General features: G+C 45.3%; 24 protein-coding genes. 18 read left to right on the plus strand and 6 right to left on the minus strand.

What is annotated here, in order from left to right; all coding sequences use genetic code 11:
* Nucleotides 1–222: 222 nt before the first annotated feature.
* From B3M51_RS10250 to B3M51_RS10270, 5 genes are all read left to right on the plus strand, one after another.
* On the plus strand, nucleotides 223–726 hold the full coding sequence (locus B3M51_RS10250) for a hypothetical protein (RefSeq protein ID WP_292355867.1): 504 nt from the start codon (nucleotides 223–225) through the stop codon (nucleotides 724–726).
* On the plus strand, nucleotides 726–1,313 hold the full coding sequence (locus B3M51_RS10255; RefSeq protein WP_292758916.1) for a succinate dehydrogenase: 588 nt from the start codon (nucleotides 726–728) through the stop codon (nucleotides 1,311–1,313). The genes B3M51_RS10250 and B3M51_RS10255 overlap by 1 nt, the downstream gene beginning before the upstream one ends.
* Nucleotides 1,314–3,254 (plus strand): fumarate reductase/succinate dehydrogenase flavoprotein subunit, encoded by a 1,941-nt coding sequence (locus B3M51_RS10260; protein WP_292758919.1) that lies wholly within the window; start codon nucleotides 1,314–1,316, stop codon nucleotides 3,252–3,254.
* The gene (locus tag B3M51_RS10265; protein ID WP_292758922.1) at nucleotides 3,251–3,976 is read left to right on the plus strand and encodes a succinate dehydrogenase/fumarate reductase iron-sulfur subunit; all 726 of its coding nucleotides are present in this window, start codon (nucleotides 3,251–3,253) and stop codon (nucleotides 3,974–3,976) included. Before B3M51_RS10260 ends, B3M51_RS10265 begins: the two co-directional genes overlap by 4 nt.
* A 149-nt stretch (nucleotides 3,977–4,125) precedes the next feature.
* Complete coding sequence (locus tag B3M51_RS10270) at nucleotides 4,126–6,048, plus strand: TIGR00341 family protein (protein ID WP_292480554.1); 1,923 nt, start codon at nucleotides 4,126–4,128, stop codon at nucleotides 6,046–6,048.
* A 43-nt stretch (nucleotides 6,049–6,091) separates the two neighbouring features.
* Here B3M51_RS10270 and B3M51_RS10275 read toward each other — a convergent pair whose 3' ends face one another.
* Nucleotides 6,092–6,907 carry a class I SAM-dependent methyltransferase gene (locus B3M51_RS10275; protein ID WP_292758925.1) on the minus strand — a complete coding sequence of 272 codons (816 nt, stop codon included), beginning with the start codon at nucleotides 6,905–6,907 and terminating at the stop codon, nucleotides 6,092–6,094.
* A gap of 217 nt (nucleotides 6,908–7,124) precedes the next feature.
* Between B3M51_RS10275 and B3M51_RS10280 the strand changes: the two genes are divergently transcribed.
* The 4 genes from B3M51_RS10280 to B3M51_RS10295 are packed head-to-tail and all read left to right on the plus strand — an operon-like array spanning nucleotide 7,125 to nucleotide 13,006.
* Nucleotides 7,125–9,281: an HAD-IIB family hydrolase gene (locus B3M51_RS10280; protein ID WP_292758928.1), complete on the plus strand. Its 2,157-nt coding sequence runs from the start codon at nucleotides 7,125–7,127 to the stop codon at nucleotides 9,279–9,281.
* A complete protein-coding gene (locus tag B3M51_RS10285) occupies nucleotides 9,282–10,139 on the plus strand; it encodes an HAD-IIB family hydrolase (RefSeq protein ID WP_292758931.1) in 858 nt (285 codons plus the stop codon).
* Nucleotides 10,136–11,008: a carbohydrate kinase family protein gene (locus B3M51_RS10290; RefSeq protein ID WP_292480546.1), complete on the plus strand. Its 873-nt coding sequence runs from the start codon at nucleotides 10,136–10,138 to the stop codon at nucleotides 11,006–11,008. Before B3M51_RS10285 ends, B3M51_RS10290 begins: the two co-directional genes overlap by 4 nt.
* A 42-nt stretch (nucleotides 11,009–11,050) precedes the next feature.
* Complete coding sequence (locus tag B3M51_RS10295) at nucleotides 11,051–13,006, plus strand: amylosucrase (protein ID WP_292480545.1); 1,956 nt, start codon at nucleotides 11,051–11,053, stop codon at nucleotides 13,004–13,006.
* 54 nt (nucleotides 13,007–13,060) lie between these two features.
* On the opposite strand, the gene B3M51_RS10300 is transcribed toward B3M51_RS10295, so the two are convergent.
* On the minus strand, nucleotides 13,061–13,447 hold the full coding sequence (locus B3M51_RS10300; RefSeq protein WP_292758935.1) for a thiol-disulfide oxidoreductase DCC family protein: 387 nt from the start codon (nucleotides 13,445–13,447) through the stop codon (nucleotides 13,061–13,063).
* A 132-nt stretch (nucleotides 13,448–13,579) separates the two neighbouring features.
* On the opposite strand from B3M51_RS10300, the gene B3M51_RS10305 reads away from it, so the two are divergent.
* The 4 genes from B3M51_RS10305 (at nucleotide 13,580) to B3M51_RS10320 (ending at nucleotide 18,704) form a co-directional block, all read left to right on the plus strand.
* Nucleotides 13,580–14,893, plus strand: a complete 1,314-nt coding sequence (locus B3M51_RS10305; RefSeq protein ID WP_292758938.1) for a DASH family cryptochrome — start codon at nucleotides 13,580–13,582, stop codon at nucleotides 14,891–14,893.
* Nucleotides 14,863–16,356: a cryptochrome/deoxyribodipyrimidine photo-lyase family protein gene (locus B3M51_RS10310; RefSeq protein ID WP_292758941.1), complete on the plus strand. Its 1,494-nt coding sequence runs from the start codon at nucleotides 14,863–14,865 to the stop codon at nucleotides 16,354–16,356. Before B3M51_RS10305 ends, B3M51_RS10310 begins: the two co-directional genes overlap by 31 nt.
* Nucleotides 16,357–16,434: 78 nt before the next feature.
* A complete protein-coding gene (locus B3M51_RS10315; protein ID WP_292480541.1) occupies nucleotides 16,435–17,406 on the plus strand; it encodes a calcium/sodium antiporter in 972 nt (323 codons plus the stop codon).
* A 311-nt stretch (nucleotides 17,407–17,717) separates the two neighbouring features.
* The gene (locus B3M51_RS10320; protein ID WP_292758944.1) at nucleotides 17,718–18,704 is read left to right on the plus strand and encodes a sensor domain-containing diguanylate cyclase; all 987 of its coding nucleotides are present in this window, start codon (nucleotides 17,718–17,720) and stop codon (nucleotides 18,702–18,704) included.
* Between the two features lie 86 nt (nucleotides 18,705–18,790).
* On the opposite strand, the gene rimO is transcribed toward B3M51_RS10320, so the two are convergent.
* Entirely contained in the window at nucleotides 18,791–20,101 is a 1,311-nt protein-coding gene (gene rimO, locus B3M51_RS10325; protein ID WP_292758947.1) for a 30S ribosomal protein S12 methylthiotransferase RimO, read from the minus strand.
* 529 nt (nucleotides 20,102–20,630) lie between these two features.
* On the opposite strand from rimO, the gene B3M51_RS10330 reads away from it, so the two are divergent.
* Entirely contained in the window at nucleotides 20,631–21,413 is a 783-nt protein-coding gene (locus B3M51_RS10330) for a TIGR01458 family HAD-type hydrolase (RefSeq protein WP_292758950.1), read from the plus strand.
* Here the strand turns inward: B3M51_RS10330 and amrB are convergent.
* The 3 genes from amrB to B3M51_RS10345 form a co-directional block, all read right to left on the minus strand.
* Entirely contained in the window at nucleotides 21,398–22,186 is a 789-nt protein-coding gene (gene amrB / locus B3M51_RS10335) for an AmmeMemoRadiSam system protein B (RefSeq protein ID WP_292480534.1), read from the minus strand. The genes B3M51_RS10330 and amrB overlap by 16 nt on opposite strands.
* A gap of 466 nt (nucleotides 22,187–22,652) precedes the next feature.
* Entirely contained in the window at nucleotides 22,653–23,309 is a 657-nt protein-coding gene (locus tag B3M51_RS10340; protein ID WP_292480532.1) for a pyridoxamine 5'-phosphate oxidase family protein, read from the minus strand.
* Nucleotides 23,310–23,385: 76 nt separating this feature from the next.
* Nucleotides 23,386–24,291 (minus strand): LysR family transcriptional regulator, encoded by a 906-nt coding sequence (locus tag B3M51_RS10345; RefSeq protein ID WP_292758954.1) that lies wholly within the window; start codon nucleotides 24,289–24,291, stop codon nucleotides 23,386–23,388.
* Between the two features lie 114 nt (nucleotides 24,292–24,405).
* Here B3M51_RS10345 and B3M51_RS10350 point away from each other — a divergent pair, with 114 nt between their 5' ends.
* The 4 genes from B3M51_RS10350 to B3M51_RS10365 form a co-directional block, all read left to right on the plus strand.
* Nucleotides 24,406–24,795 carry a DoxX family protein gene (locus B3M51_RS10350; protein WP_292758957.1) on the plus strand — a complete coding sequence of 130 codons (390 nt, stop codon included), beginning with the start codon at nucleotides 24,406–24,408 and terminating at the stop codon, nucleotides 24,793–24,795.
* An 8-nt stretch (nucleotides 24,796–24,803) separates the two neighbouring features.
* Nucleotides 24,804–25,388 carry an FMN-dependent NADH-azoreductase gene (locus B3M51_RS10355; protein ID WP_292758960.1) on the plus strand — a complete coding sequence of 195 codons (585 nt, stop codon included), beginning with the start codon at nucleotides 24,804–24,806 and terminating at the stop codon, nucleotides 25,386–25,388.
* Between the two features lie 10 nt (nucleotides 25,389–25,398).
* Nucleotides 25,399–26,241 (plus strand): pirin family protein, encoded by an 843-nt coding sequence (locus B3M51_RS10360; protein ID WP_292758963.1) that lies wholly within the window; start codon nucleotides 25,399–25,401, stop codon nucleotides 26,239–26,241.
* Between the two features lie 258 nt (nucleotides 26,242–26,499).
* A partial coding sequence (locus tag B3M51_RS10365) for a DUF305 domain-containing protein (RefSeq protein WP_292758966.1) occupies nucleotides 26,500–26,837 on the plus strand: 338 nt, incomplete at its 3' end.

Genomic DNA, 26,837 nt, shown 5'->3' on the forward strand with positions numbered 1-26,837 from the left:
ATGGACAGAACCGTTGGCATAGGGAAGCGCGCTGGTGACCAGAATCTTTCGTTGCATAAATAAACCGGAATTAAGCCGTTAGAAAACCGTCAAAGATACCAGATTTAGCAGGCAGACTCTATTTTCAATGTTGAGACACAGTTGCGTTGAAAAGCGATGCAGTTTGCTTTAGATTGAGGCTATATCTGCCGTGACGGCAATTCCTAGTAGCAAGAGAGCGCGATGGACCTGAATTTACACGATATACATGCTGAGTCAATTGAACTGGCTCTGGACCGTGCGCGACAATATCGCTCATTACTTGAGCCCGAAATTGCGGAAAGTATCTGCCTGGATATCCTCAATATCGAACCTGAAAATCAGGCGGCTTTGGTGGTTTACATTCTGGCGTTAACCGATCAGATCAGTATCAGTGGCAGTCAGTCGCCGTTTCAGGATATTGAAACGGCTATTAGCAAGCTTTCCAGTGAATATAAACAAACTTATTACACCGGTATTGTTCTGGAGCGTCGTGCCAGATTTATGCTCACTCAACCAATGTCCCGTGCATTTGCCTATGATTATTTTATTAAGGCGCTGGAATGTTACCAGCAAGCAGAGCAAATGCGTCCGGATCATAATGATGAAGCCATTCTGCGCTGGAACAGCTGTGTGCGTACCATTCAGCGTGAAAAACTCGAACCGTTATCAGAGACTGATCAAATTGTAATGAGTCGGGAAAGCTGATGGCACTGTTGCAAGTGAAAAAACGCCTGATGGCGATGGCCGGTCTTGTGCTGACCGCGTATTTGATTTTCCATATGCTCAGTAATCTGAGCTTTTTCAGTCCCGTCCAATACCAGGCGTTTTACGATTTCTACAATCAACCACTGATTCGCTGGCCTTTATGGATATTAGTCGCAGCTTCATTGGTGTTTCATGTCATTGTTGCGGTGCAAATTCGGCTGCATAACAGCAAGGCCCGGGTTCAGGCTTATCAGCGCCGGCAACATCATTTTATTCCCGCATGGCTGGTTTCCATTGTTATTACGCTGATTCTATTGTTTATAGTCTGGCATATGGGGCAAATGTGGTCATTTGGCGGTGCTGATATTTACGGGCAGACACTCACATTATTCAGTTCAGTATGGCAATTGCTCTTTTACCTTGGAGGCGTTTTGTTAATTGGACTGCATCTGCAACATTCATTGACCAATGTACTGCAAACATTGGGCAAAACCTCAAAACAGTTTTACTGGATTAGTACTGCCATTGTCGTTTTGTTAGTTGTGGGATTTGCCATTGTCCCGATCCTGGCCTATTGGAAAGCATAAATGACCGAAGAACAACCATTAGACAGCTTTTCTCCTAAAGGTCCGCTGGAACAACGCTGGACTCAGCATAAATACAATCTGCGCGTTGTCAGTCCGGCTAACCGTAAACGCTATCGGGTGATTGTGGTCGGTACAGGGCTGGCAGGTGCTTCTGCTGCAGCATCGTTGGCAGAAATGGGTTATCAGGTGAAAACCTTCTGCTTTCAGGACAGTCCTCGCCGGGCACACAGTATTGCGGCTCAGGGTGGAATTAACGCCGCTAAAAATTACCATAATGATGGTGACAGTGTCTGGCGTCTGTTTTACGACATGATCAAAGGTGGTGATTTTCGGGCCCGGGAGTCCAATGTATTTCGCCTGGCAGAACTGAGTACATCGATTATTGATCAGGCTGTAGCTCAAGGGGTGCCGTTTGCCCGTGAATACAGTGGCTATCTGGCCAATCGCTCGTTTGGTGGAGCGCAGGTTTCCCGGACCTTTTATGCACGTGGTCAAACTGGTCAGCAATTATTACTCGGTGCCTATCAGGCGATGAGCCGTCAGGTTGCCGAAGGTCATATTGAGCATTTTTCACGCTGTGAAATGCAGGATTTAATCAAAATAGACGGCAAGGCCAAAGGTATCGTGGTCAGAGATTTACTGACCGGTGAATTAAGCACGCATCTGGCGGATTGTGTTGTGCTCTGCACCGGCGGCTACAGTAACGCATTTTATCTGTCGACCAATGCCAAAGGCTGTAATACTTCCGCTATCTGGCGGGCGCACAAGCATGGAGCTTTATTTGCCAACCCCTGTTTTACCCAGATACATCCCACCTGTATTCCACAACACGGTGAATTGCAATCCAAGCTGACCTTGATGAGTGAATCATTACGTAACGATGGCCGCATCTGGGCGCCGAAAAATCCGGCAGACTGTGGGCGTGACCCGCGTGAAATTCCGGAACAGGATCGCGACTATTTCCTGGAACGGATGTATCCGGCCTTTGGCAATCTGGTACCACGTGATATTGCCTCACGAGCGGTCAAACATATTTGTGATGATGGCCGTGGTGTTGGTCATGAAATTAATGGGCAGAAACTGGGTGTGTATCTGGATTTTGCCGATGCTATCAAAGAGCAGGGCGCTGATGTAATCAATGAAAAATACGGCAACCTGTTTGATATGTATCAGCGGATTACCTCTGAAGATCCATCTCAACAGCCAATGCGCATTTATCCTGCTGTGCATTACACCATGGGTGGATTGTGGGTGGACTACAATCTGATGACCTCGGTGGATGGACTGTTTGCCGGCGGCGAAGCCAACTTTTCCGATCACGGTGCCAATCGACTGGGTGCCAGTGCATTGATGCAGGGGTTGGCAGATGGCTATTTTATTCTACCAACGACGGTGTCCGACTATCTTGCTCGACAAACGCCACTGGAAGATAAAGATTATCCAGAAGTGCAACAGGCCATGAACTATTCGCAATCACGTCTGGACAGACTTTTGAATGCGCCCGAACCGAAACAGACACCAGACCATTTTCATCGTCGTCTGGGCAAGATTCTATGGGATCATTGTGGCATGGCCCGTAATGAATTTGCCTTGAAACAGGCCATTGAAGATATCCAGCAACTGCGTGAACAATTCTGGCGGGAAATCAAAGTCAGTGGCAATGACAAGCAGCTTAATCAAACGCTGGAAAGAGCCGGTCGGGTCGCCGATTTTATGGAACTAGGCGAGTTAATGTGTATTGATGCTTTGAATCGCGAGGAATCCTGTGGTTGTCATGCCCGGGTAGAACATCTGACCAGCAACGGAGAGGTGCAACGACGCGACAACGATTTTGGTTTTGTGTCGGCTTGGCAGTTCACCGGTGATGTGGTTCAGCCGAAGTTGGTCAAAGAGCCGTTACATTTTGATTTTGTCAGCCCTGGGATACGGAATTACCAATGAATTTTATTCTGCATATATGGCGTCAGGCCAATCCCCAAGCCAAAGGTTTTTTTGAAAAACATGAATTGGAAGTGGAAGCGGAATCTTCCTTTCTGGAAATGCTTGATGCCCTCAATGAGCGTCTGATCAGTCTTGGTAAAGAAGCTATTGTTTTTGATCATGACTGTCGGGAAGGCATTTGTGGCAGTTGTAGTCTGGTCATTAATGGCGAACCTCATGGGCGGCACCGGGCAACCACCACCTGTCAGCAATATATGCGTGACTATCAGGATCAAAACGAATTATGGATTGAGCCATGGCGGGCCACGGCATTTCCGGTGATTAAAGATTTGATGGTGGATCGCAGTGCTTTTGATCGCATTATTCAAGCGGGTGGTTACATACCGGTAAGAACCGGTGCGGCACCTGAAGCCAATACGCAGCCGGTGGCAAAACCAGTTGCTGATAAAGCTTTTGATGCGGCCACCTGTATTGGCTGTGGCGCCTGCGTTGCAGTTTGTCCGAATGCATCGGCAACGTTATTTATTGCCGCTAAGGTCAGTCACTTGAGTAGCTTGCCACAGGGTCAACTAGACCATAAACGGCCCGCTAAAATGCTGGCAAAAATGGAAGCTGAAGGCTTTGGTAGTTGCAGTAATTACCGTGAGTGTGAACGTGTCTGCCCTAAACAGATTCGTACTGACACCATTGTGACGATGAATAAATTGTTATATCAAAGCTAGGGCTTGTAGATCTTTCATCGCCCGCAACAGTGTTGGCTAGCAAAGATCAATACACTTAGGTTCATAGCATTTCCATATCCTTACAGACCAGACGTTTCTGATTGGTCTGCTAACATATTGCAGAATTATCCCCGTTACGGAGCGCCTGAATGGTAGAAGACCTGATCAGTAAACTTGATTCAATGACTGACAAACGACGTGTTGTATTGCTGTTTTCTTCGGAAGATGAATCAACCGTTCAAGAACAAATTCTGCCGAAATTACCTGAACAGCAATGGGATATAGAGCTCAGCAGCTTTGAGTTGGAGCAGTCATATCAGTTTGATGATGATCAGTTGGTAATCAGCTATCTGAATGATGAATCTTTGCGTGAATTGATGTTACAGGCACGTGATCAGCAATGGACAATTGGGCTGTTACCGCATCCGGAGATGAAACATGCCCGCTATGGTTTTGGGATTGCCGCCAATTTTGATGATGCGCTTAGTGATATCGTTGATAACGATGCATCGCAACTGGATTTGTTGCTTTGTAATGAAAGACCGGTCTTCAACTCGGTGATTGTAGGGCAGACCTTTACACTGGTCCCCGGAGAAGCAATGGTAGAGGCATTCTGGGTGAGAGTCAGACGCTTCTGGCGATTGATGCGTAGTCTCAAGGAAGTACGTTTTACTCCGTTTACTATTACCACTCAGAAAGAAAAAGTCATTGAAACAGCAGCCTTTGGTGTAGTGGCGGTAGAGCATGGCCGAAGCTCAGTGTTATCTCGCCGTTTTATGCCAGATTCCAATGCCAATGATGGCATGTTGCATGCACTTGTGCTGGCCCCAAGAAGTGTCTTTGAAATGCTCAGGTTTCTGTTTGCCTCTTTGTTTATGCGTAATATCTGGAGCCGAAATAACCCGGCGTTTGTCGGCTTTATTAAAAGTAGCCAGCTTACGCTGGAAACCAATAAACCCATCCAATACAGTCATGATGAGATGGTCTCCGAGGCACAGCAACTGCAGTTCAAAGTAGAGCGGCGGACTATTCGGTTGATACCCGGCAGGTTACTGGCGTTATCGGAAAGTGGTGGGGATCAGAAAGAAGTTATTCGCACACAGGCATTGCCGTTGGGCAAAGCGCGTAATGAACTGGTCAGTTATCCATTGCCATGGATGCATCATGCTGCGCCAGAAGAGTTCAAAGATTTATTTATGATGATGCGTGAGAGCGCAAAGGCTACTCCCGCCTATCTGACTTTGATGGTGTTATCCACTTTGCTGGCGGCTTTTGGTCTGTTTGCGAACTCAATTCCAGTCGTTATCGGTGCGATGATTCTGGCTCCATTGATGGGCCCGATTATTTCGATGTCATTAGGCACCCTGCGTCAGGATGAAAATCTGATGATTGATAGTGGTCGCAGTATCGCTATCGGCACCGGACTCGCCTTACTTTGTGCCATGCTGATTGCCTGGTTCATTCCTTTGAATCATATCAATAGTGAAATTGCCGCACGGATCAGTCCGACCTTGCTGGATTTAGGTGTGGCTGTGGTTTCGGGAATCGCCGGTGCTTATGCTCATGCGCGTGCTGAAGTTGCTAAAAGTCTTGCCGGTGTCGCTATTGCCGTAGCTCTGGTCCCACCGCTGGCGGTGGCAGGTATTGGTTTGGGCTGGCTCGACTTTACCGTATTTTTTGGCGCTTTCCTGTTATATCTGACGAACCTTGTTGGCATTATTCTGGCTGCGTTAATCACCTTTATGATTCTGGGTTACAGTCCATTTCATCGCGCAAAACGTGGATTGATGCTGACATTGGTTATGGTGGCTATTCTGGCGATTCCGCTGGCTTTCGGTTTTGAACGGATGGTAGCCGAAAACAATGTTTTACGTCAGTTGGATGGTCAGGAAATTGCTGGTGTCAAACTGGTCGATGTCAATGTGAGACCTCGTGATCCGTTGATAATCAGCTTGACTATGGTGTCAAAAACCCCAGTGGACCATGCAGTGATGGATGAAGTAAAACAGGAAATTGAACGACGTTTACAACAACCGGTGGTGTTGGAAATTGCTGTCAGAGTGGTTCGATAGATAATAGCTCAGACACAGATTTCTGTGTCTGAGCTTTCAGTCATCAAGGCTTACGAAAACGTAAAGTCATTCGATCACTTTCACCAATGGTCTGATATTTCGCTTTATCCGCTTCATTATCTACACGCAGGTTAGGTGGCAATGTCCAGACACCATTGGGATGATCCGCAGTATCTGCCGGGTTGGCATTAATTTCAGACTTTTCTTCCAGAACAAATCCTGCATCTTCAGCCAGCGAAACCACATATTCTTCAGTGAGATAACCACTTGTTTTCATGATAGAAAGCGGTGTTCCCGGTTTAGCCCGATGGTCAGTCACCCCCAGAATACCGCCGGATTTTAATGCTGCGAAAATGGCATTAAAGGCCTGGGCGGCAAAATCACCCTGTACCCAGTTATGAACGTTACGAAAGGTCAAAACCGCATCCAGACTTTGTGGATCAGCAAATTGCCAATCGCTTTCCGGGCCAAATTCGGTGACTACCACTTCGTTATATAGCTCTGGAGAGGCTTTCAGCCACGTATTGTATTCCTGACGAAGCGTTTGTCTGTAGGCAGATTGTGTGTCCGCAGGAAAACCGGCTGCAATTAATTTCCCTTTACCATGTTTTAACCATGGCGCAAGGATCTCGGTATACCAGCCACGTCCTGGCCATATTTCAGCGACATGCATATCGGCGGTGATGCCGAAGAACATCAAGGTTGCTGAAGGATTGCGAAACATATCACGTTGCTTATTGGTTTCTGAGCGAGAAGGACTGTCAATTGTTTTCTGTAATAACTCCTCTGCCATAACAGGTTGAGCAAGCGGCAGTAGACACAATAATAATAAAGAAGAAAAAATACGCTGCAAAATCATAGAAATTTTCCTTTTTAAATTTAAGTTAATACGTAATTAACAGACTGCATGATACGCTCATGGTTTCAGTACCCCCTTTGGAACGAGATTGATTTGTCTTCTGGCGGCTTAGCGGGTAGTTTTAAGGGAATATGCAAAAGTAACAGACGAATATTCCTTGTCTGAATCTAGCTGAGTGTCCGGATATAACGCATTGTGAAGAAACCATAAAACGCCTATGTCAGATAAAAATGAAAAACTTAAGATTGCTTTGTTAAATATCCATGGTCTTATTCGTGGTCATGATCTCGAACTTGGTCGAGATGCCGATACCGGCGGTCAGACACTTTATGTACTTGAGCTGGCTCAGGCTCTTTCTGAGCAGGAAAAAGTCGGTGAAGTTTTATTGATTACCCGGAGAGTTGAGGATGATGAGGTTTCCCCTGATTATGCCCAGCCTATTGAAGAGCTCAACGATAAATTACGTATCATCAGAATTGATGCCGGACCTGATGAATATCTGGCCAAAGAACAAATATGGGAATATTTGGATACCTTTGCCGATAATCTGGTGGATTATTTCCGTAAGCAAGCGTTTCTACCTGACATTTTGCATAGTCATTATGCTGATTCCGGACTGGTTGCCTCACATATAGCCAATCAGCTGGGAATTCCACTGATCCATACCGGCCATTCACTGGGACGAGTCAAACGCAGAAGATTGCTGGCCAGTGGCGTGGATATCGCTCAATTGGAACAGCAGTACAAGATGAACCAGCGAATTGAGGCAGAAGAAATTACGCTGGCCACCGCAGAACGGGTAATCACCAGTACGCATCAGGAAATTGAAGAGCAGTATGAGCTTTATGACCACTATCAGCCGGCTCAAATGCGTATCGTGCCGCCCGGTACCAATGTTCAGCAATTTACTCCGCCAAATGGAGATGAACTGCAAAGCGAATTATTCAAACGCATTACCCAACACCTGGATGAACCTGAAAAACCGATGATTTTGGCCTTGTCGCGGCCAGATAAACGTAAAAATATTGTCAGCCTGATAGAAGCCTATGGTCAGTCAGAACAATTACAGCAACATGCCAATATTCTGGTGATTGCTGGTAATCGTGATGATATTGATGATCTGGAACGGGGGGCACAGGAAGTGTTTCATGAGCTTCTAGTGGCGATTGATCGTTATGATCTTTACGGCAAAGTCACTATTCCAAAACATCATCGTCGTGATGAAGTGCCACTGATTTACCGTATAGCAGCTGCAACCAAAGGGGTATTTGTTAATCCGGCCCTGACAGAGCCTTTTGGCCTTACATTGATTGAAGCTGCTGCCAGTGGCTTGCCGATTGTTGCTACAGAAGACGGTGGACCCAGAGATATCATGGCGAATTGTCTGAATGGCGAATTAATTGATCCACTGGAAATTGCCAGTATCAGTACCGCGATAGAGAAACTGTTACTCGATGATCATTATTGGCAACAGTGTCAGCAAAACGGCCTCAAAGGCGTTACTGAACATTATTCCTGGGAAGCACATGCAAAACGCTACCTGGAAATCATTGAACCGATAGCGGCACGCACTGAAAAATTACTGCGCCTGCCGGTTGAGCGTCGTGAAATGGGAAGGGATGAAAGAGCGCTGGTGACCGATCTGGATTTGAATTTGATTGGTGATGATGAATCTTTGCAGGCTTTGCTTGGTCTGCTGCGGGATAATCGTAAAAGTACTAAATTTGTTATTGCCACCGGCCGACGCCTGGATCAAGCGTTAAAACTGATGAAAAAACATCGTATTCCTGAACCGGATATTCTGATTACCAGTAGTGGCAGCGAGATTTATTATGCTCCGAAACTAACGCCGGATACGGCCTGGACCAAACATATTGATCATTTGTGGTTGCCTCATCGGGTGACTAAATTGCTTGATGATATTCCGGGACTGGAACGACAGCCCAAGTCAGAACAGAGTCAGTTCAAGCTAAGTTATTACATCAATCCTGAACAGATAGATGTTGAAGCAGTGAAATCATTATTACACCGAGAAGAGTTATCGGTACATGTTCAACTCGCCTTTGGTCAATATCTGGATATTCTGCCGCTCAGAGCATCAAAAGGTATGGCGCTGAGGTTTGTTGCAGATCGCTGGCAAATGCCGCTGGAACGTATCTGTGTGGCCGGTGGAAGTGGTGCCGATGAGGATATGATGCGGGGCAACACACTGGCCGTTGTTGTAGCAAACAGGCATCATGAAGAACTGTCACAGCTGGAAGATTTTTCACATATCTACTTTGCCCATAAGCCTTATGCTGCAGGCATTATGGAAGCGATTGAATATTATAATTTTTTTGAAACCACCTCTGAACAAGCAACAGGTTCAATTTAAATGAGTGCAAGATTATTACTCTGTACCGATATGGATCGCACTGTCATACCGAACGGAATGCAGGCTGAACATCCCAATGCACGCAGGCGATTCCGGAAGTTCTGTCAATTGGAAAATGTATGTCTGGTATATGTTACGGGCCGCCACCGGCAATTGGTCGAAAAAGCTATTCGCACCTATAGTCTGCCGCAGCCGGATTATATTATCAGCGATGTGGGAACCAAAATATTCCAGTACAAAGATAAACGTTGGCAGGAAGTACAGAGTTGGTGTGATGAAATTGCTAAAGACTGGAACGGTCAATCCCATTCTGATTTGAAAGCCTTGCTGAGTGATATCAAAGATCTGCAACTGCAGGAGTTCAGTAAGCAAAATACCCACAAACTGAGTTTTTATCTGCCGCTCTATCTCAATAAGGATGCCGTCATTGCACAAGTGCATAAGCATCTGCAAAAAAATGGAATTAACGCTTCAGTAATGTGGAGTATCGATGAACTGACGAATGTTGGTTTACTGGATGTGTTACCGGAACATGCCACCAAACTGCACGCCATCGAATTTTTGCAAAGCCGTTTGGATTATAAGGATACCGAGGTGGTTTTTGCTGGTGACAGTGGTAATGATATGCCCGTTTTAGCCAGCCCGATACAGTCAGTTGTGGTCAATAATGCCTCAGATGAAATCAAAGCCATGGCACAACAATTAGTCGCTGAAAATGGGCACCCGCAGTCGCTGTATATTGCTGTTGATCCAGGACCATTGGGTATGAATGGCAATTACAGTGCAGGGGTATTACAAGGCGTTTGGCATTATGCCGAAGGATTCAGAAACCAACTTGAATCGGGAGACAATACATGAGCCAGCAGTCCACGCTAGCCATATTTGGTGAGGTTTTATTTGATTGCTTTCCGGATGGCGAACGAAAGCTGGGTGGAGCACCATTTAATGTTGCCTGGCATTTACAGGCCTTCGGAGACTCTCCGGTATTCATTTCCAGAGTTGGCGATGACGAGTCCGGCCAACAGATCCGTAACGCGATGCAAAATTGGCAGCTTTCTACCGAGGGACTGCAAACGGATAATGGACACCCCACAGGCGAGGTTCAGGTCACTTTGCAGGGCAGCGAACCTTCGTACGATATCAGGGCTGAGCGAGCTTATGATTTTATACAAACAGCAGAGCTGCCAGGTCTGCGTAATGATGCCATTGTTTATCACGGTTCTCTGGCGTTAAGAAATGCAGTGTCAAGAGAGGCTTTTGAGTTTCTTACCCGCCCCAAATCTGTATCTGTTTTTATGGATGTGAATCTACGTTCACCGTGGTGGAGCAAGGAAGATATATACAAATGTCTGGAACGTGCGAAGTGGTGCAAACTGAATCAATCAGAATTGAATGAGCTGGGCTTTAATTCAGCTGATTTGCAGCAGGATATGACCCGGATGCAGACCCATTTTCAGTTGGAACAACTGATCGTGACAAGGGGTGAGGAAGGGGGTATCGTGCGCTGCAATGATGGGACTTTTTATGAACAGAAACGGGTTGCTGCAGAGCAGCTGGTTGATACTGTGGGAGCGGGAGATGCTTTCAGTGCGATGTATATTCACGGGTTGTTAGCCGGGTGGCCAGTACAGAAAATTTTATTGAATGCTCAGCAGTTTGCCAGCAAAGTGATAGGATTACGGGGAGCGGTCAGCGAGGATCCTGCTTTTTATTCTGAGTTCACATAACCACACAACCAGAATTATCCGACTCTTTAATCAGGAAATTACATGTACGAACAGCAATCTCATTCACTTCTGAATGCCATCCTGAATCAGATTGAACCCGAATTTTCCAAACATGATCTGCGTTATTTCTATACGCGGCTGGGTGCCAACTTTTATGCCATTCATTCATTATTTGAAAGGCTGTATGGCAAGCGCCCTGATTTTGCCGAACAGGCACAACGTCTGGTTGAAACACTTGCCAGACAATATATTGATCGGTCTGAAGAGTTACGTGCCAAAGATATAGAGCGGGAACAGGATTACAACTGGTTTCTCAGTCAGAAGTGGGTTGGTATGGCACTGTATTGCAATGGGTTTGCCAAAAATCTGCAAGGCATGCGTGAGCATCTGCATTATTTTCAGGATTTGGGTATTAATCTGGTACATGTGATGCCCATCATGAAATGTCCTGAAGGCAAAAGTGATGGTGGATATGCCGTCAGTAATTTCCGTGAAATTGATCCCCGTGCCGGAGACCTCAACGATCTGCGTGGTTTGGCTGGAGATCTCCGTCAACGCGACATGCTACTGGTCATGGACGTGGTGTTAAATCACACCTCTGACCAGCACGAATGGGCACAGAAAGCGCGCGATGGTTATTCGCCTTATCGTGATTATTTTTATACTTTTGAAAACCGTCACGTCCCAGATATGTTTGAGCAGAGCATGCCTGAAGTGTTTCCGGAAACAGCTCCAGGTAATTTCACCTGGAACAAGGAAATGCAGCGCTGGGTGATGACAGTTTTTAACGAATACCAGTGGGATCTGAATTACAGCAATCCAACTGTATTTATTGAAATGCTCGATATTATCCTGTTCTGGGCCAACCAGGGTGCTGATATTGTTCGGCTGGATGCAGTGGCATTTTTATGGAAAAAAATCGGCAGTACCTGCCAGAATGAACGTGAAGCACATCTGATTTTGCAGCTAATGAAAGACTGCTGTCAGGTAACAGCGCCAGGCGTATTGTTTATTGCTGAAGCGATTGTCGCACCAGTTGAAGTGACCAAATATTTTGGTGAAGATGCGGTTATCGCCAAAGAATGTGAAATTGCCTATAACGCCACCTTTATGGCGTTGTTATGGGATGCCGTGGCCACCAAAAATGCCCGGTTGTTGAATCAGGGCATAAAAAGTCTTCCGGTAAAACTTGAACGTGCAACCTGGTTAAATTATATACGCTGTCATGATGATATCGGTCTGGGGTTTGATGATAAGGATATCGAGCTGGCAGGATATGAGCCACGCGATCACAGACGTTTTCTGATCGATTATTTTACCGGTCAATACGCTGATTCACACGCCAGAGGTGTACCATTCGGTCAGAATGATAAAACCGGCGACGCCCGTATTTCCGGGTCTTTGGCATCGCTGGTGGGGCTGCAATATGCCGTTGATATCGGAGATGAGCAGGCCATTGATGATGCGATACGTATCATTGTGTTATTGCATAGTCTGATTCTGTCATTTGGTGGCTTGCCGTTACTTTATTACGGCGATGAAATCGGTACGACCAATGATGAAAGTTATCGTGATGATCCAGTCAAAATGGATGATTCACGTTGGGTGCATCGACCGTTTATAGACTGGAAGAAAGCTGAACAGCGAAATGTACCGGGTACAGTTGAATATCTGATTTTCAGCCAGTTGAAGACACTCATTGCGGTGCATAAAGAACTGGATGCATTTGCTGATTTTAATAATCGGGATTTGGTCGAGGTAGATAATCCGCATTTGTTTGTTTTTGAGCGTTACCATCTGCAAAAACCTGCCGATAGGGTATTGGTCATTGCGAATTTCGATAAACGATCTCAGCGTCTGGATTTGGATCAGTTACCCAGATGGTCACAATCCTATCAGGGGCATCTGGTGGATGCTATTACCGGGCAAAGTCCCGAAAAGTTCGGCAACACTGTAGTGATTCCGCGTTTTGGGTGTTACTGGTTAACCGAAGCCTGAATAACTCTAGGGCTTGTTGATCTTTCATCGTCGCCTCTGAAAGATCAACAGATCCTATAACTTACAGTTATCATCCTCACATGATTTATCTCCGAATAACCGGGCAATCGGATGACGAAACCGTGCGAAAAACAGATAGGCTAAATCTGCAAACCAGCGAATGACCGGCCAGCGTAATATCTGCAACCAGCGATGATGACCTACAAGGCCCCAGGCTTTAGCTGTCACATCCAGCCCGGTAATGATTTGGCCATTCGCTAATTCACCATGCAGTCGTTTATCGGCGCTGACGACATCAATGTAGGGATAACGAGAAACAAAGTCAGTGGCGTGAATATTTTCAAAATGAAGACGTTGCATAGTATCCAACTGCTTTAACAAGCTAATTTCTCTAGCGCACAAAGGGCAGTTGCCATCAAAAAATACTGTCAATTGATGCATTTTGTTTTCCCGAATGAAAGTTGATGTCAATCTGACGTTTTGATGCCAGCATAGTTCTGAAACATCGAACCTATATCTCTCTATGCAGTCTCTGAACTGTCAGCTTTTTACCCCAATGGAGTTTCGAACCCTATGACCACAGGATTATTCTGGTTCACCAATGATCTGCGACTGCATGATCAGCCTGCATTATGGAAATTGCAGTCGGTTGATAAACTTATCTGTGTGTTTTGTCTGGATCCACAGTGGTTCAGACCTAATGGGTTGAACGCCAAAGCTATGGGGGAGCGTCGTTTCCAGTTTTTAGTAGAGTCATTAAAGGATCTGCAACAACAGCTTCAGCATGCTGGACAAGTACTGATTATCAAGCAACAAACCCCACATCTGGCACTGACCGAATTAATCAATAAATACAACGTCGATATTATTGCCCGTAGTCAGCATGCGGGCGTTTATGAAAATCGTCACTGGAAGCTGTTACAACAACAATTTCCGGATCGTAAATTCATTACAGAGCCAAGCCACACTTTATTTTCTGCTGATGATTTACCCTTCCAACTCAATCAATTACCAACGTCATTTACCCAGTTTCGTAAACAGGTAGAAGATTTAGCGTTGCCCAGGCCTATGTCGAGTCCTCAGCAATTGCCGCCACCGCCCGGACCAATAGCTATTGATAAGATTAACCAACCGGTATTGGAACCCTCAAAGTTTACTGGAGGGGAAACGGCGGCACTAAAACACATCAATGATTATTTCTCCACTGATCTTCCAGCCAATTACAAAACTGTCCGAAATGAACTGGATGGTTGGACCAATTCCACCAAATTTTCTCCCTGGTTGGCATTAGGCTGTCTTTCTGTCAGACATCTGGCTTCCAGGCTTAAAAACTATGAACAGACTAATGTCAGTAATGATTCGACTTACTGGATTTATTTTGAATTATTGTGGCGGGAATATTTCCAATGGTATGCCCATTGTTATGGCGCCATACTATTTCGCTTTGACGGAATAAAAAATAGCAAAAGTCGTCGCTGCTATTACCCGGAACGTTATCAGAAATGGTGCAACGGTAATACGCCATATCCACTGGTCAATGCCTGCATGAAACAACTTAATGCTACGGGTTATATGTCCAACCGGGGACGACAGATCGTTGCCAGTTGTTTTGTTCATGAGTTGAATCTGGATTGGCGCTTTGGAGCAGCTTATTTCGAGCAGCAACTAATTGACTATGATGTCGCTGCCAATTGGGGCAATTGGCAATATATTGCTGGAGTGGGGGCTGATCCTCGAGGTGGACGGCAATTTAATATTGAAAAGCAAACCCGGCAATACGATCCAGACGGTGAATTTATCCGTTACTGGCAGGGAGATATTGATATTATCCCGCTGGATTCAGTTGATGCGGCTGATTGGCCAATCATGCCTCCCCCAAAAAAATGACCCGTCAATTAATCAATGTTGTCTGGTTTAAACGGGATTTACGTTTATCCGACCATGCAGCATTGCATGCTGCATGTGAACAGAATTTACCCATTTTATTGTTATATATAGTGGAACCCTCGCTGGTGGATGATGCGCATTACAGCCTGCGTCATTGGCGATTTATCTGGCAGTCATTACAACAGTTGGATCAGCAGCTGATGGGAAAAAAAGGCAATGTGGTGGTGATAGAGGGTGAAGCGCCAGCTGTATTTGAACAATTGCAGCAGCATTATCAGATTGATACGGTTTTCAGTCATCAGGAAATAGGTCTGAACATCACCTATGATCGAGATAAAGCCCTCCATAAAAAGTTTAAACATCAGCAAATTAGCTGGAATGAATTTCCACAAGGTGCGGTCATTCGTGCCGCAAACAGTCGTGATGACTGGGATAAACATTGGCAACAGGTAATGCGGCAACCACTGCTGGAAACTAATTGGCAACATGTTGACTTTATTACCGAGTTGCAGCTGCCACATTTCACGCCTCCGGCGGAATGGCAGCAAACGGATATGCTTTTTCAATATGGTGGCGAATTGACCGCGCACAAAGTGCTGGCTGAGTTTTTTGCCAAGCGTGGCAAACTTTATAACCGACAGATATCCAGCCCTGATCTGAGTCGGCAATCCTGCTCCAGAATGTCACCGTATCTTGCCTGGGGAAATATCAGCCTGCGACAGGTTTATCAACAGTTACTGCATCACTGGAATGATCCCGGCTGGCGAAGAGCGTTGGCGGCACTCTCTTCCAGATTACACTGGCATTGTCATTTCATGCAGAAGTTTGAAAGTGAAACGGAAATGGAATTTCGGCCGGTAAACCAGGGATATCAATCTTTCCCCTGGCGGCAGGATAAGCAATCAGAATTTGATTTGATAGCCTGGCAAAACGGTAAAACCGGTTATCCGCTGGTGGATGCCAGCATGCGTTGTCTGAACGCAACCGGGTATATTAATTTCCGAATGCGCGCCATGTTGGTCAGTTTTTTATGTCACCAGCTGCATATTGACTGGCGTCGCGGAACGTATCATCTGGCACGAGTGTTTCTGGATTTTGAACCGGGTATTCATTATCCACAATTACAAATGCAGGCAGGCGTTATGGGTACCAACACCATTCGTATTTATAATCCAACCAAACAAGCTGAAGAACAGGATCCCGAGGGAAAGTTTATCCGTGAATGGTTACCCGAATTAAGCGATTTACCCAACGAAATTATTCATCGCCCTTGGGAGGTCACGCCAATGGAGGAAATGATGTTAAATTTTCAATTGGGGAGAGATTATCCGTATCCTATCGTCGATATCAAAGTGACCTCAAAACACAGCCGGGATAAATTATGGTCATGGCGTAAACGTGAAGATGTGCAACGTGAAAATCACCGTATACTGCGTCGTCATGTACGATTAACACGTCATTAAAAGATTTGAATTGCCAGCACGCTGTTTGACCCTTGATAATAACGCTATAAATTCCTCAATAGTTTTTCCGGAGAACATATGACGCTTGCCTTTGCTGCGGTGATATTTGGTTTAATTTTATTAGTATGGAGCGCTGATCGATTCATCGATGGTGCCGCAGTTTCTGCCCGGTATTTCGGTATGCCGCCGTTACTAATCGGCATGGTGATAGTCGGTTTCGGTACTTCAGCACCGGAAATGGTGGTCTCTGCATTGGCTGCAACGCAAGGCAATCCTGGTCTCGCTTTGGGAAATGCTTATGGTTCAAATATCACCAATATAGCGTTGATTCTGGGCCTGACCGCTGTGCTCAGTCCGATTGCAGTGCACTCACAGGTTTTGCGCAAAGAGTTGCCGATTCTTATCGCAGTGACCGCTTTGGCTGCCTGGCAGTTAGCAGATGGTTCATTGTCCCGTCTGGATGCTGGCGTGTTGATTCTGGTGTTCTTTATATTGATGGGCTGGACCATTTATCAGGGCATGCAGAAATCCCCGGATGCCTTCGGAACCGAAATGGAAGCTGAATTTAATACAGAATCAATGAGCTTGAAAAAAGCGTTGATTTGGTTATTTATCGGTCTGGTTTTTTTGATTATCAGTTCACGAATTTTGGTCTGGGGTGCAGTAGAAATTGCCGTCGCTTTTGGTGTCAGTGATTTGATTATTGGCTTGACCATCGTTGCCATTGGAACGTCATTGCCCGAGCTGGCCTCATCGCTGATTGCTGTAAAAAAAGGCGAGCATGATATTGCGCTGGGTAATGTTATCGGCTCAAACCTGTTTAACACTTTGGCTGTAGTGGGTATCGCAGGCTTGATCCATCCTTTTGGTGTTCCAGCAGAAATACTCACACGGGATATTGCCGTTATGGCTGGTTTGACCATAGCGATATTTATCTTTGGTTTTGGTCTGCGCGGAAGACAAGGGCGCATCAATCGAGTTGAAGGTAGCGCATTAATGCTTGTGTTCGTCGCTTATACAGCCTATCTCATCAGCACGATTGTGACTTAACCGAAATTAGGCAGCAGTTCTAATTGCAATGAAAAATGGTGACTTGAGGGGGCTCAGGTCACCATTTTTTTATTTACTAGAGCTTTTCTGTAATTCTTTTCTGATTAGTTTTTCTGGAATTATGTTGAAGTCCGCTTTTCAATCTTGATGGCTATCCGCTATATATTTTTAATTTCTTAAACCGGCAGACTTCTGTTAATTAACTGTGATTATATTTCTGAATTTTACAGATAAATAATATTGTGACTTGCATCACATAAATATTTATAAGATACTTCCGCTCTTAAGTGTTTGATTACTAAGGATTGGGTATGAAGACGGGGCTGGGCGAGGTAGACGATCAATGTCTGCAAGTCGTATTGGACATCATCAGCGATGGCGTATGGGATTGGCATGCAAACACCGGATACGTTTATCGTAGTCCCGGTTGGTTCAGAATGTTGGGTTATAGTGCCGCCACTCTCCCTGCTAGCGTAGCATCTTGGGAGCAAAATCTTCACCCCGAAGATCATCAACGTGTATTGGCTCATTTCGATGACTATATTCATAATCATACCAGTACATACCAGATTGAATATCGCCTGAAAAAGGCTGATAACAGTTATTTGTGGATAGAAGACCGCGCCAGAATTATCGAATGGAATGAAGATGGTTCTGTTGCAAGAATGATTGGCGCGCATCGCGATATCAATGAACGAAAACTCAATCTGGATCGACTGGCAGAACAAAATCATTCTCTTGAAGATCTGGTCGAAGAGCGCACTCACCAGTTGATTCAAACCAACGCTGAACTTGAAAGCAAAATTGCCGAAGTTCAACGCCTTGCTGAAACAGATACTCTCACTGGTGTAGCCAACCGATATCGTTTGGAAAAAACATTGGAGCTGGAAGTCGAGCGGGCTGAACGTTTCAAGCAACCACTATCAATAATTGCCCTGGATATTGATGATTTTAAAATCGTAAACGATGAGTTTGGACATGCCAATGGCGACATGGTGTTGGTTCAAATGAGTCGTTTATTAAAAAAGAATATTCGCGAAATCGATTTGCTGGCACGCTGGGGCGGGGATGAGTTTATGATTCTGCTACCTAATACTGCGCTCGAAGCAGCAGCCCATACTGCTGAAAAGTTAAGACAACTGATCATGGATGCCAAATTGGATAAACGCGCTACCATCACCACGAGTTTCGGGGTAGCACAGCTGCGTCAGGGCGAATCAGCGATGCGCTTGTCGATCCGTGCCGATAATGCACTTTATCAATCCAAAGATTCCGGAAAAAACCGTATCAGTTCTTAATCAGCATTATTGCTGAAGAGGCGCTTTTTCTTCAGCAATAGTGTCAGAGCTATATTTTCCCAAAAATAAGTGCTGTGAATTAGTTTTTAAACCAGTCTTGCCCAGAGGTCATGCTCATCGGCCTCTTCAAATTCCACTTCAACAATATCCCCCACCTTCAGATGGGTGGCGTGATCGATAAAGACCTGACCGTCAATTTCAGGTGCATCAGCACGACTACGTCCGACGGCCCCTTCTTCAACGACTTCATCGATAATCACAAAATCGCGTTTGCCAACTTTCTGTTGCAGCCGGTAGGCACTGATTTCCGCCTGTTTTGCCATAAACCGGGCCAGACGTTGCTCTTTAATCTCTTCAGGCACCGGATCGGGTAATTGATTTGCTACTGCACCATCAACAGGCGAGTATTTAAAAGCACCGGCTTTATCCAACTGAGCCTGATCAAGAAAATCCAGCAATTCTTCAAATTCTGCTTCGGTTTCACCCGGGAATCCCACAATAAAAGTACTGCGGAGAGTGATTTCCGGACAAATTGCCCGCCAGGCCTGGATGCGTTCCAGGTTATTCTGTGATGAAGCCGGACGTTTCATTAATTTGAGTATACGTGGACTGGCATGCTGAAACGGAATATCCAGATACGGCAGAATTTTGCCTTCAGCCATCAGTGGAATCACATCATCCACATGCGGGTAGGGGTAAACATAATGCATGCGTACCCAGATGCCGAGCTCACCAAGTGCTTTGGCCATGGCTGTAAAGCGGGTGGCAACTTTCTCACCTTGCCATTCATATTCAGCGTATTTTAAATCGACACCATAAGCACTGGTATCCTGTGAAATAACCAGAATTTCCTTTACGCCAGCATCAGCCAGACGCTTAGCTTCAGCTATTACCTGATTCACCGGGCGACTGACCAGATCACCACGCATGGAGGGGATAATGCAGAAGGTACAGCGATGATTACAGCCTTCGGAAATTTTCAGATAGGCGTAATGTCGGGGAGTCAGTTTGATGCCTTCAGGCGGCACCAGACTAATAAACGGATCATGGGGTTGAGGAAGATGTTTGTGAACCGCGCCTACCACTTCTTCCAGCGCATGAGCACCGGTAATTTCCAGCACCTGCGGGTGCTTTTCTCGGATGGTATTGTCACGGCTGCCCAGACAACCGGTCACAATAACTTTGCCATTCTTCGCAATGGCTTCACCAATACTTTCCAGTGATTCATCAACGGCAGAATCAATAAAGCCACAGGTATTGACCACCACTAAATCAGCATCATCGTAATTAGCGGAAATTTCATAACCTTCTGAACGTAATTTGGTGATGATACGTTCGCTATCAACCAGCGCTTTGGGACAACCGAGACTGACAAACCCGACCTGGGGAGCTTTCATAAGCGTAACCTGTAACTGGGAGAGAAAAGCCCGCTATTCTATACTGTTTACTAAGGCTTGTTGAGCTTTCATCTCCACCTCTGTTGTGAGCTGAATAAGCGTCAATCAAGGCACGAGGAGCAGCTTTTGTGAGGTACATTCATCTATCTCATCTCATTGGGGCTTGCGCTCAAAACGTTCCTGACATTTTTTGTAGTTATTATAAATAAGTGACGAGCAAAGCTTCCGCATCCTGCTCACGCCCCTGACCTACATCCATGTAGGCCACGCAGACCGGCGCGCGCCTCCTTGGCACGCCGGCATATGATGGGCAAGGATGCCCGAATGCCGCGATAGCGATAGCGGCCTGTCCATCCGTGGACATAAGTTGCGCTTTTTCAGTCACACCCTCAAGGGTTTGGACTATTTTAGCGGCACCAGAGTAGATCGAAATTTTATACAGTTAAATCAAGCAGAATTAATTGTGTAATTTGTTTGTCAGCATTTAACCGAGCATAATTTGTGTATAAATAACATGCCTAAGGTGATTATGATGATAAAAGCGATTTTATTTGATATCAGCGGTGTATTGCATGTTGATAACGAGCCGGTAACAGGTGCTATTGAAGCTATTCAGCTGGCTCGGGACGAGCAAATAGCGGTGCGCTTTGTAACCAATACTTCCCGAAAAACCAGCACCGATATGTTGCAGTCACTGTTGCAAATGGGATTCGATGTCAGTGTAGAGGAGGTACTGACTGCTCCCGGTGCAGTGAAATTAGCCTTACAACAACGCAATTTGCGTCCGTACTGTCTTGTGCATGAAAAGCTACGCCCGGAATTTGCCGACCTGGATCAAAGTTCTCCCAATGCTGTGGTCATTGCTGATGCAGCTGATGGCTTTAATTATGCGAATATGAACCGGGCATTTCAGTTGGTGATGGATGGTGCTCCGATACTGGGTATTGGGTTGAATCGTTATTTCCGGCAAAACGAAGAGTTACTGTTGGATGCTGGTCCCTTTATTGCGGCACTGGAATTTGCCTGTGATGTGGAAGCCGAGATTTTAGGTAAACCGGCAAAAGCATTTTTCCAGACGGCAGTGGAATCTACTGGTTTTGCTGCTGAAGAAGTACTGATGATAGGCGATGATGCGTTTGCTGATGTGGAAGGTGGGTTGGCGGCGGATTTAAGAGGTTGTCTGGTGCAAACCGGAAAATATACACCGGGAGACGAAGATAAAATCCGTCATCCCGGTGCATGGGTGTTACCTTCTGTGGTCGAGGCCGTAAATCAGGTGGTGAAACAGAATTATGCCTATTCGAATAAATAGGCACCATAACCGACTACGCTTTCTTTTTTACGCACGATATCACCGGAATTACTTAACGCCATGATTTGACCTGACATGTTTGCATTACGGGCATACTCAAGAAAACCACGGATGGCATCACAGCCACAGGCGTGAAATTTATCAATATCGTGATTATCCATGCTGATAATAGCCTGTGAAGTATATTGGTCTATCTTGCGTGCGGTTTCATAATCCAGATAATGACTTAGGTCAGAACTGATCACAATTAACGATTTAGCATCCTGGGTTGCCGTACCCAGAACATCGGCAATCAGTGAGGAACTTGCTTTGCCGGTGAGTAAAGGCACAATCTCAAATTGATTAAGCGAATACTGTAAAAAGGGTAGCTGGACTTCCAGACAATGTTCGTTGTCATGTGGGCTTTCGTAGGTTTCAACACCTTTAATGCGGCTTAACTGAGGGTAGATTTTCTTGTCTACCGCCACACTGCCTATCGGCGTAGCAAAATAATCCGCCTCGCTCATCGCAATGCCTTTGAAATCTGTACGATGCGAGGGACCAATTAAAATGACCCGCTCAATATCATCTGCTGCTTCCATCAAGGACTGATATGCCTTGGCAGCAACCTGGCCGGAATAGAAATAACCTCCATGTGGGACAATAAGCGCTTTAGCATGATGGTGAATGTGGTCTGAGGGCTTATCAAACTGTTTGGCCAACAAGTCTTCAAGCTCTGTTGAACGGGCGGGATAATACAAACCTGCAACTGCACTGGGGCGAATCGAAATCATTGTTTTTATCCTCAAATGTAGGTCTGTGTTGCTCATCATTTTTTAGAGCAACTACAAAAAAGTCTAAACAAGCAATGTTCCAGACATTGCTTTTGCATACAATGTGCAAGGATGCACAAGTGTCGCGGATGCAGAACGCACAGGAGCGACCTCTCCCTCCATGGAGATAAACATTTTTGAGGAACGGGGGAGATATTCTGCATCTCACATACGGCATTCCTCGTGCCCTGAATGGTCTACTTTCAGTCATAACTGAGGCAGTTATGAATCAGCAGATCCAAGGCTTTGGATGATCGAGTATTCGCTTCGCAATATGGATTTTCAAGCAAGGATTTAACTGTAAAAAATGATCAATACCCGGAAACCTGATGTGTCGGGCATTGATCACCGGCGGGAGTTTTTCCCTAAATGTAAATGTGGTAAAGATGAGACATAGTGGTGCGCAAACTACTTATTTTTCAATAATTTACGCTTCGCCCTTTTGCAGCAGTATTTCATATTCTTCCATGGTAATAATGCCGCCCTCCAGAGCTACTTTAGCTTTTTCTTTATCATCTATAACATCTTGAACAGCATCTAAACGCTTCCAGACTGGTAAGGGTGTCTGGCATTCAACCTTAGGCACATATCTAGATTCACTGATGCGTTTATAACGGTGAATATAACGAGGGCAGTTCTGGAACATATCTTCAATGGTGACCCTGACCACCAGTTCTGCTTCATGAAATAAAGCAAGATCTGCCGGATCGCGACTCAGTTCGGCAGTGCCATGAACCCGAACCCGATGAGGGGTCTCAAAATCGATAAACAACATGCCAATTTTTTTATTGGCATCAATATTACCCATCGAAAGATACATGCCGTTACCGTCAAGACTTGGAAAGGCGAGTGTTTTTTCATCAAGAATTTTTACAAACCCAATTTCGCCGCCCTTATGGGAGCAGGTCGGAAACCCCCGGTGATCAACCGTCGACAGGAAAAAGAAATCACGTGAAGCGATAAACTCACGATGCTGATCAGTAATGTAATCAGTAATGATGGCTTCGCCGACACGATCAGCGAGTTTTTCTTTATCGAATTCCTGTTGTAATTGTCGATGCTGGGCGCCATAGATTTCGGTCATAAGTTTTCTCTCTCTAATTGATTGCTTTTTATAATCGATGTCAGTTCAGCACTGTCTTTGCAGGCTGTCAATTGGTTCAGCAGTCCAGCCAGGGCGCATTACGGGCAAAATAATTTTGTAAATAGGCTATTAGAACCTGACTACGCCTTGGCAGGTAGCGGGTTTGTGGGTACACCGCGAAAATGCCAACTTCGTTGTCATACATATAGTCACGCAATAAGACCTGAAGTTTTCCCGATTGCACAGCCTGATAACAGAGAAAATCAGGGGAGGTGATAACGCCTTGACCTGCTATAGCTGCATCACACAGAAAATTACCATTATTAGCTGAAAGTTTGCCCTGCAAATGTAAACTGATGGGGCTGCCATCCTGCTGAAACTGCCAGGTTTCAGAGCTATTACGATAATGCAAAATAGCATGGTCATTAGTCAGATCGGTAGGAATGACAGGGGTGCCATAATAGGCCAGATATTCTGGGCTGGCACAGACCAGTAGCCGGGTAGATGAAAGTTTTTTTGCAATTAAGGTTGAGTCATTCAGCCTGGCGATGCGTATCGCTAAATCAAAACCATCGGCAATTAAGTCAACCTGTCGATCATTAAAATCAATCGACATTTCAATCAGAGGGTGTAATTGCTGAAACTCCTGTAAGGCAGGTCCCAACTGCATTAAACCAAAAGATACCGGAGCTGAGATTCGTAACTTGCCGCTCAGTTCGGCTTCAATATCGGATATCTGTGCTTCCGCCTCTGCAATATCATCCAGTAATCGCAAACAGTGCTGATAATAACGGTGGCCGGGCTCGGTCAGCGTTTGCCTTCTGGTGGTACGTTGCAGCAAGGTGACATTCAAACGTTTTTCCAAATCCTTTAACCGTCTGCTGACGGCAGATTTAACCGTATCAAGCTGCTCGGCAGCAAGACTGATACTGCCAGCTTCAACAATACGTTTAAAGGTTTGCATATCTTCAATCTGATTCACTGACTTATCCTTTAATTGTTCTTATTAAATCAACAATAATTTCTTTATAGCATTGTTTATCTAAATTTCAAGAACTATAAAATAGCACCGTACTTACTTAACAAGGAAATAAAAATGTTTAGCAATATTACCAACCTGACAGGACGGATTTTACTTTCAGGGCTGTTTCTCAGTGCAGGTTTAAGCAAGCTTGGCGCTGGCTATGAAGGAACAGCTCAATACATGGCAGCGATGGGGATTTCGCCAGCTTTATTACCGCTGGTTATCGCCACTGAAATCTTGGGGGCCATTGCGATAATTGTTGGTTTTCAAACCCGTATTACTGCTTTTTTACTGGCCGGGTTTTCAATTTTATCGGCTTTGTTTTTTCACTTTGATTTTGCCGATCAAATGCAAAGTATTTTGTTTATGAAAAATTTTGCGATTGCCGGTGGCTTTTTGGTGTTGTTCAGTCAAGGCGCACAACGTTTTTCAATTGATGCAGCACTTGCTGCACGTAAATAAGGGATTTAATGATGAAACAGTTAAACGTATTACATATCAATGCCAGTAGCCGTTATGACGGTTCATTAACTCGTGCTGTCTCAACACAGTTGACCGAGATTCTGACCGGTCAATATGAACTGACAGTAAAGCAACGTGATGTGGCATCGGGCTTACCATTTATTGATGAAGAATGGATTAATGCCAACTTTACTGATCCGGCAGATAGAAGTGAGGCACAAAAGAATGTATTGACCTTGTCTGATCTGCTGATTAATGAAGTCAAAGCAGCTGATGTTTTGGTTTTGGCGGTACCGATCTATAACTTTGGAATACCGGCAGCACTAAAAGCCTGGATTGACCTGGTGGCTAGAGCACGCGAAACCTTTCGGTATACCGAAAATGGTCCGGTCGGATTAATCGAAAATAAAAAGGTTTATCTGGTGATGGCATCAGGTGGCGTGCCACTGGAAAGTGATGTGGATTTTGCCAGTCAGTATTTGAAATTTTTTATGCAGTTTATTGGCATTAGCGATGTCACATTGGTCAATGCCAACCACTATTTTGAACAGCCGGACAGCAGCGAGAAATTGGCTGCAGTGATTGCGGCGTAAGGAGGTCATCATGACACAACAACGTGAAGTTAAAAAATGGATACGGGGTCAGATGACCTCGGATGGGGCGGGGGTATCGTTAAGACGTTTAATCGCGTCGCATGAGATTGATATGCTGGACCCGTTTTTACTGTTCGATGCGTTTGGCAGCGATAAACCAGAAGACTATATTGCCGGTTTTCCACCCCATCCACATCGCGGTTTTGAAACGGTAACCTATATGTTGGCTGGCAAGATGCGTCATGAAGACAGCGCCGGTAATGCGGGTGTGATTGAAAGTGGAGGTGTGCAATGGATGACAGCAGGCCGCGGCATTATTCACTCGGAAAAACCTGAGCAGCAAGCAGGTTTGTTAGCAGGTTTCCAATTGTGGGTGAATCTGCCCGCTGAACAGAAAATGATGGCGCCACGCTATCAGGAAAAAGCCGCTGACGAAATTGCAACAGAAACGCGTGAAGCCGGGTTGACGGTAAAAGTGGTTGCCGGTGAAACGGTCAACGGGACTAAAGGTGTTATTGATAACAGTTTTGTTGAGCCAGTTTATTTTGTGATTGATGCGCCTGCTGGCAGTGTATTTAAAGACAATATACCACCTACCCATAATGCCTTTGTTTACGTGGCAGCAGGGCGAGTCAGTATTGGTGATAAACCGACTTCAATCGGTGCCTCACAGCTGGCAGTATTAAAAGAAGGTGATACGGTGAAAGTTCTGGCTGAACAGGACAGTACTTTTATCGTTGTAGCCGGAAAACCAATTAACGAACCGGTTGAACGGGCGGGCCCCTTTGTAATGAATACCCGCGCCGAGCTGGAACAGGCATTTGCCGATTATCGCAGTGGTCAATTTGCTTGATATTTAGCCCGGAATTATCCGGGCTTTTTTTTGTATCAACCGGGCTTGTTTATCTTTCATATCGGCATCTACGGGAGACTGTTTTTTTTGGCCAGAATGGCAGTGATGAATGATCAACAGATTCTAATAAATGTTAACTTAATATGAAAAAAAGAATATTTTTCTCATTTCACGGGGTGTTAACGAGACTCTGTTTATCTTTCATAGCGGCCAGCAGTGATGCCATTGGGATATAAACAGACCCTAGGAGATATGCTAATGAAAATGTATGTAAGATTTGCTGCCATGATCCTGACATCCACTCTGGTGATGTTCGGTTTAATGTACCTAAATACCTATCAGGCTGATCATGCGTTTTTTAGTGAAACCCGAAGCTATATGGCACTCATTATGGGGGCAACCATGGCAATAGTGATGTTGAGCTTTATGCTGCATATGTATTCTAATGTCACGGTTAATATCATTATTTATCTTGTCAGTATTGTGATTTTTGCGGGCTCACTCTGGCTGGTAAGGAGCCAAACCACGGTTGATGATGTGTCTTATATGAAAGCCATGATTCCACATCACTCGATCGCAATTTTGACCAGCGAAAG

Source organism: Methylophaga sp. UBA2689, from assembly GCA_002354555.1.
Lineage (GTDB): Bacteria > Pseudomonadota > Gammaproteobacteria > Nitrosococcales > Methylophagaceae > Methylophaga.

Excerpts from the sequence above, each read along its gene's own strand:
- B3M51_RS10340 (WP_292480532.1), bottom strand. The coding sequence starts at position 23,309 with ATGACCGAAATCTATGGCGCCCAGCATCGACAATTACAACAGGAATTC.
- B3M51_RS10300 (WP_292758935.1), bottom strand. The coding sequence starts at position 13,447 with ATGCATCAATTGACAGTATTTTTTGATGGCAACTGCCCTTTGTGCGCT.
- B3M51_RS10285 (WP_292758931.1), top strand. The coding sequence starts at position 9,282 with ATGAGTGCAAGATTATTACTCTGTACCGATATGGATCGCACTGTCATA.
- B3M51_RS10280 (WP_292758928.1), top strand. The coding sequence starts at position 7,125 with ATGTCAGATAAAAATGAAAAACTTAAGATTGCTTTGTTAAATATCCAT.
- amrB (WP_292480534.1), bottom strand. The coding sequence starts at position 22,186 with ATGATTTCGATTCGCCCCAGTGCAGTTGCAGGTTTGTATTATCCCGCC.
- B3M51_RS10260 (WP_292758919.1), top strand. The coding sequence starts at position 1,314 with ATGACCGAAGAACAACCATTAGACAGCTTTTCTCCTAAAGGTCCGCTG.
- B3M51_RS10250 (WP_292355867.1), top strand. The coding sequence starts at position 223 with ATGGACCTGAATTTACACGATATACATGCTGAGTCAATTGAACTGGCT.
- rimO (WP_292758947.1), bottom strand. The coding sequence starts at position 20,101 with ATGAAAGCTCCCCAGGTCGGGTTTGTCAGTCTCGGTTGTCCCAAAGCG.
- B3M51_RS10275 (WP_292758925.1), bottom strand. The coding sequence starts at position 6,907 with ATGATTTTGCAGCGTATTTTTTCTTCTTTATTATTATTGTGTCTACTG.
- B3M51_RS10255 (WP_292758916.1), top strand. The coding sequence starts at position 726 with ATGGCACTGTTGCAAGTGAAAAAACGCCTGATGGCGATGGCCGGTCTT.
- B3M51_RS10355 (WP_292758960.1), top strand. The coding sequence starts at position 24,804 with ATGATGAAACAGTTAAACGTATTACATATCAATGCCAGTAGCCGTTAT.
- B3M51_RS10330 (WP_292758950.1), top strand. The coding sequence starts at position 20,631 with ATGATGATAAAAGCGATTTTATTTGATATCAGCGGTGTATTGCATGTT.
- B3M51_RS10290 (WP_292480546.1), top strand. The coding sequence starts at position 10,136 with ATGAGCCAGCAGTCCACGCTAGCCATATTTGGTGAGGTTTTATTTGAT.
- B3M51_RS10305 (WP_292758938.1), top strand. The coding sequence starts at position 13,580 with ATGACCACAGGATTATTCTGGTTCACCAATGATCTGCGACTGCATGAT.
- B3M51_RS10360 (WP_292758963.1), top strand. The coding sequence starts at position 25,399 with ATGACACAACAACGTGAAGTTAAAAAATGGATACGGGGTCAGATGACC.
- B3M51_RS10350 (WP_292758957.1), top strand. The coding sequence starts at position 24,406 with ATGTTTAGCAATATTACCAACCTGACAGGACGGATTTTACTTTCAGGG.
- B3M51_RS10315 (WP_292480541.1), top strand. The coding sequence starts at position 16,435 with ATGACGCTTGCCTTTGCTGCGGTGATATTTGGTTTAATTTTATTAGTA.
- B3M51_RS10320 (WP_292758944.1), top strand. The coding sequence starts at position 17,718 with ATGAAGACGGGGCTGGGCGAGGTAGACGATCAATGTCTGCAAGTCGTA.
- B3M51_RS10270 (WP_292480554.1), top strand. The coding sequence starts at position 4,126 with ATGGTAGAAGACCTGATCAGTAAACTTGATTCAATGACTGACAAACGA.
- B3M51_RS10295 (WP_292480545.1), top strand. The coding sequence starts at position 11,051 with ATGTACGAACAGCAATCTCATTCACTTCTGAATGCCATCCTGAATCAG.
- B3M51_RS10265 (WP_292758922.1), top strand. The coding sequence starts at position 3,251 with ATGAATTTTATTCTGCATATATGGCGTCAGGCCAATCCCCAAGCCAAA.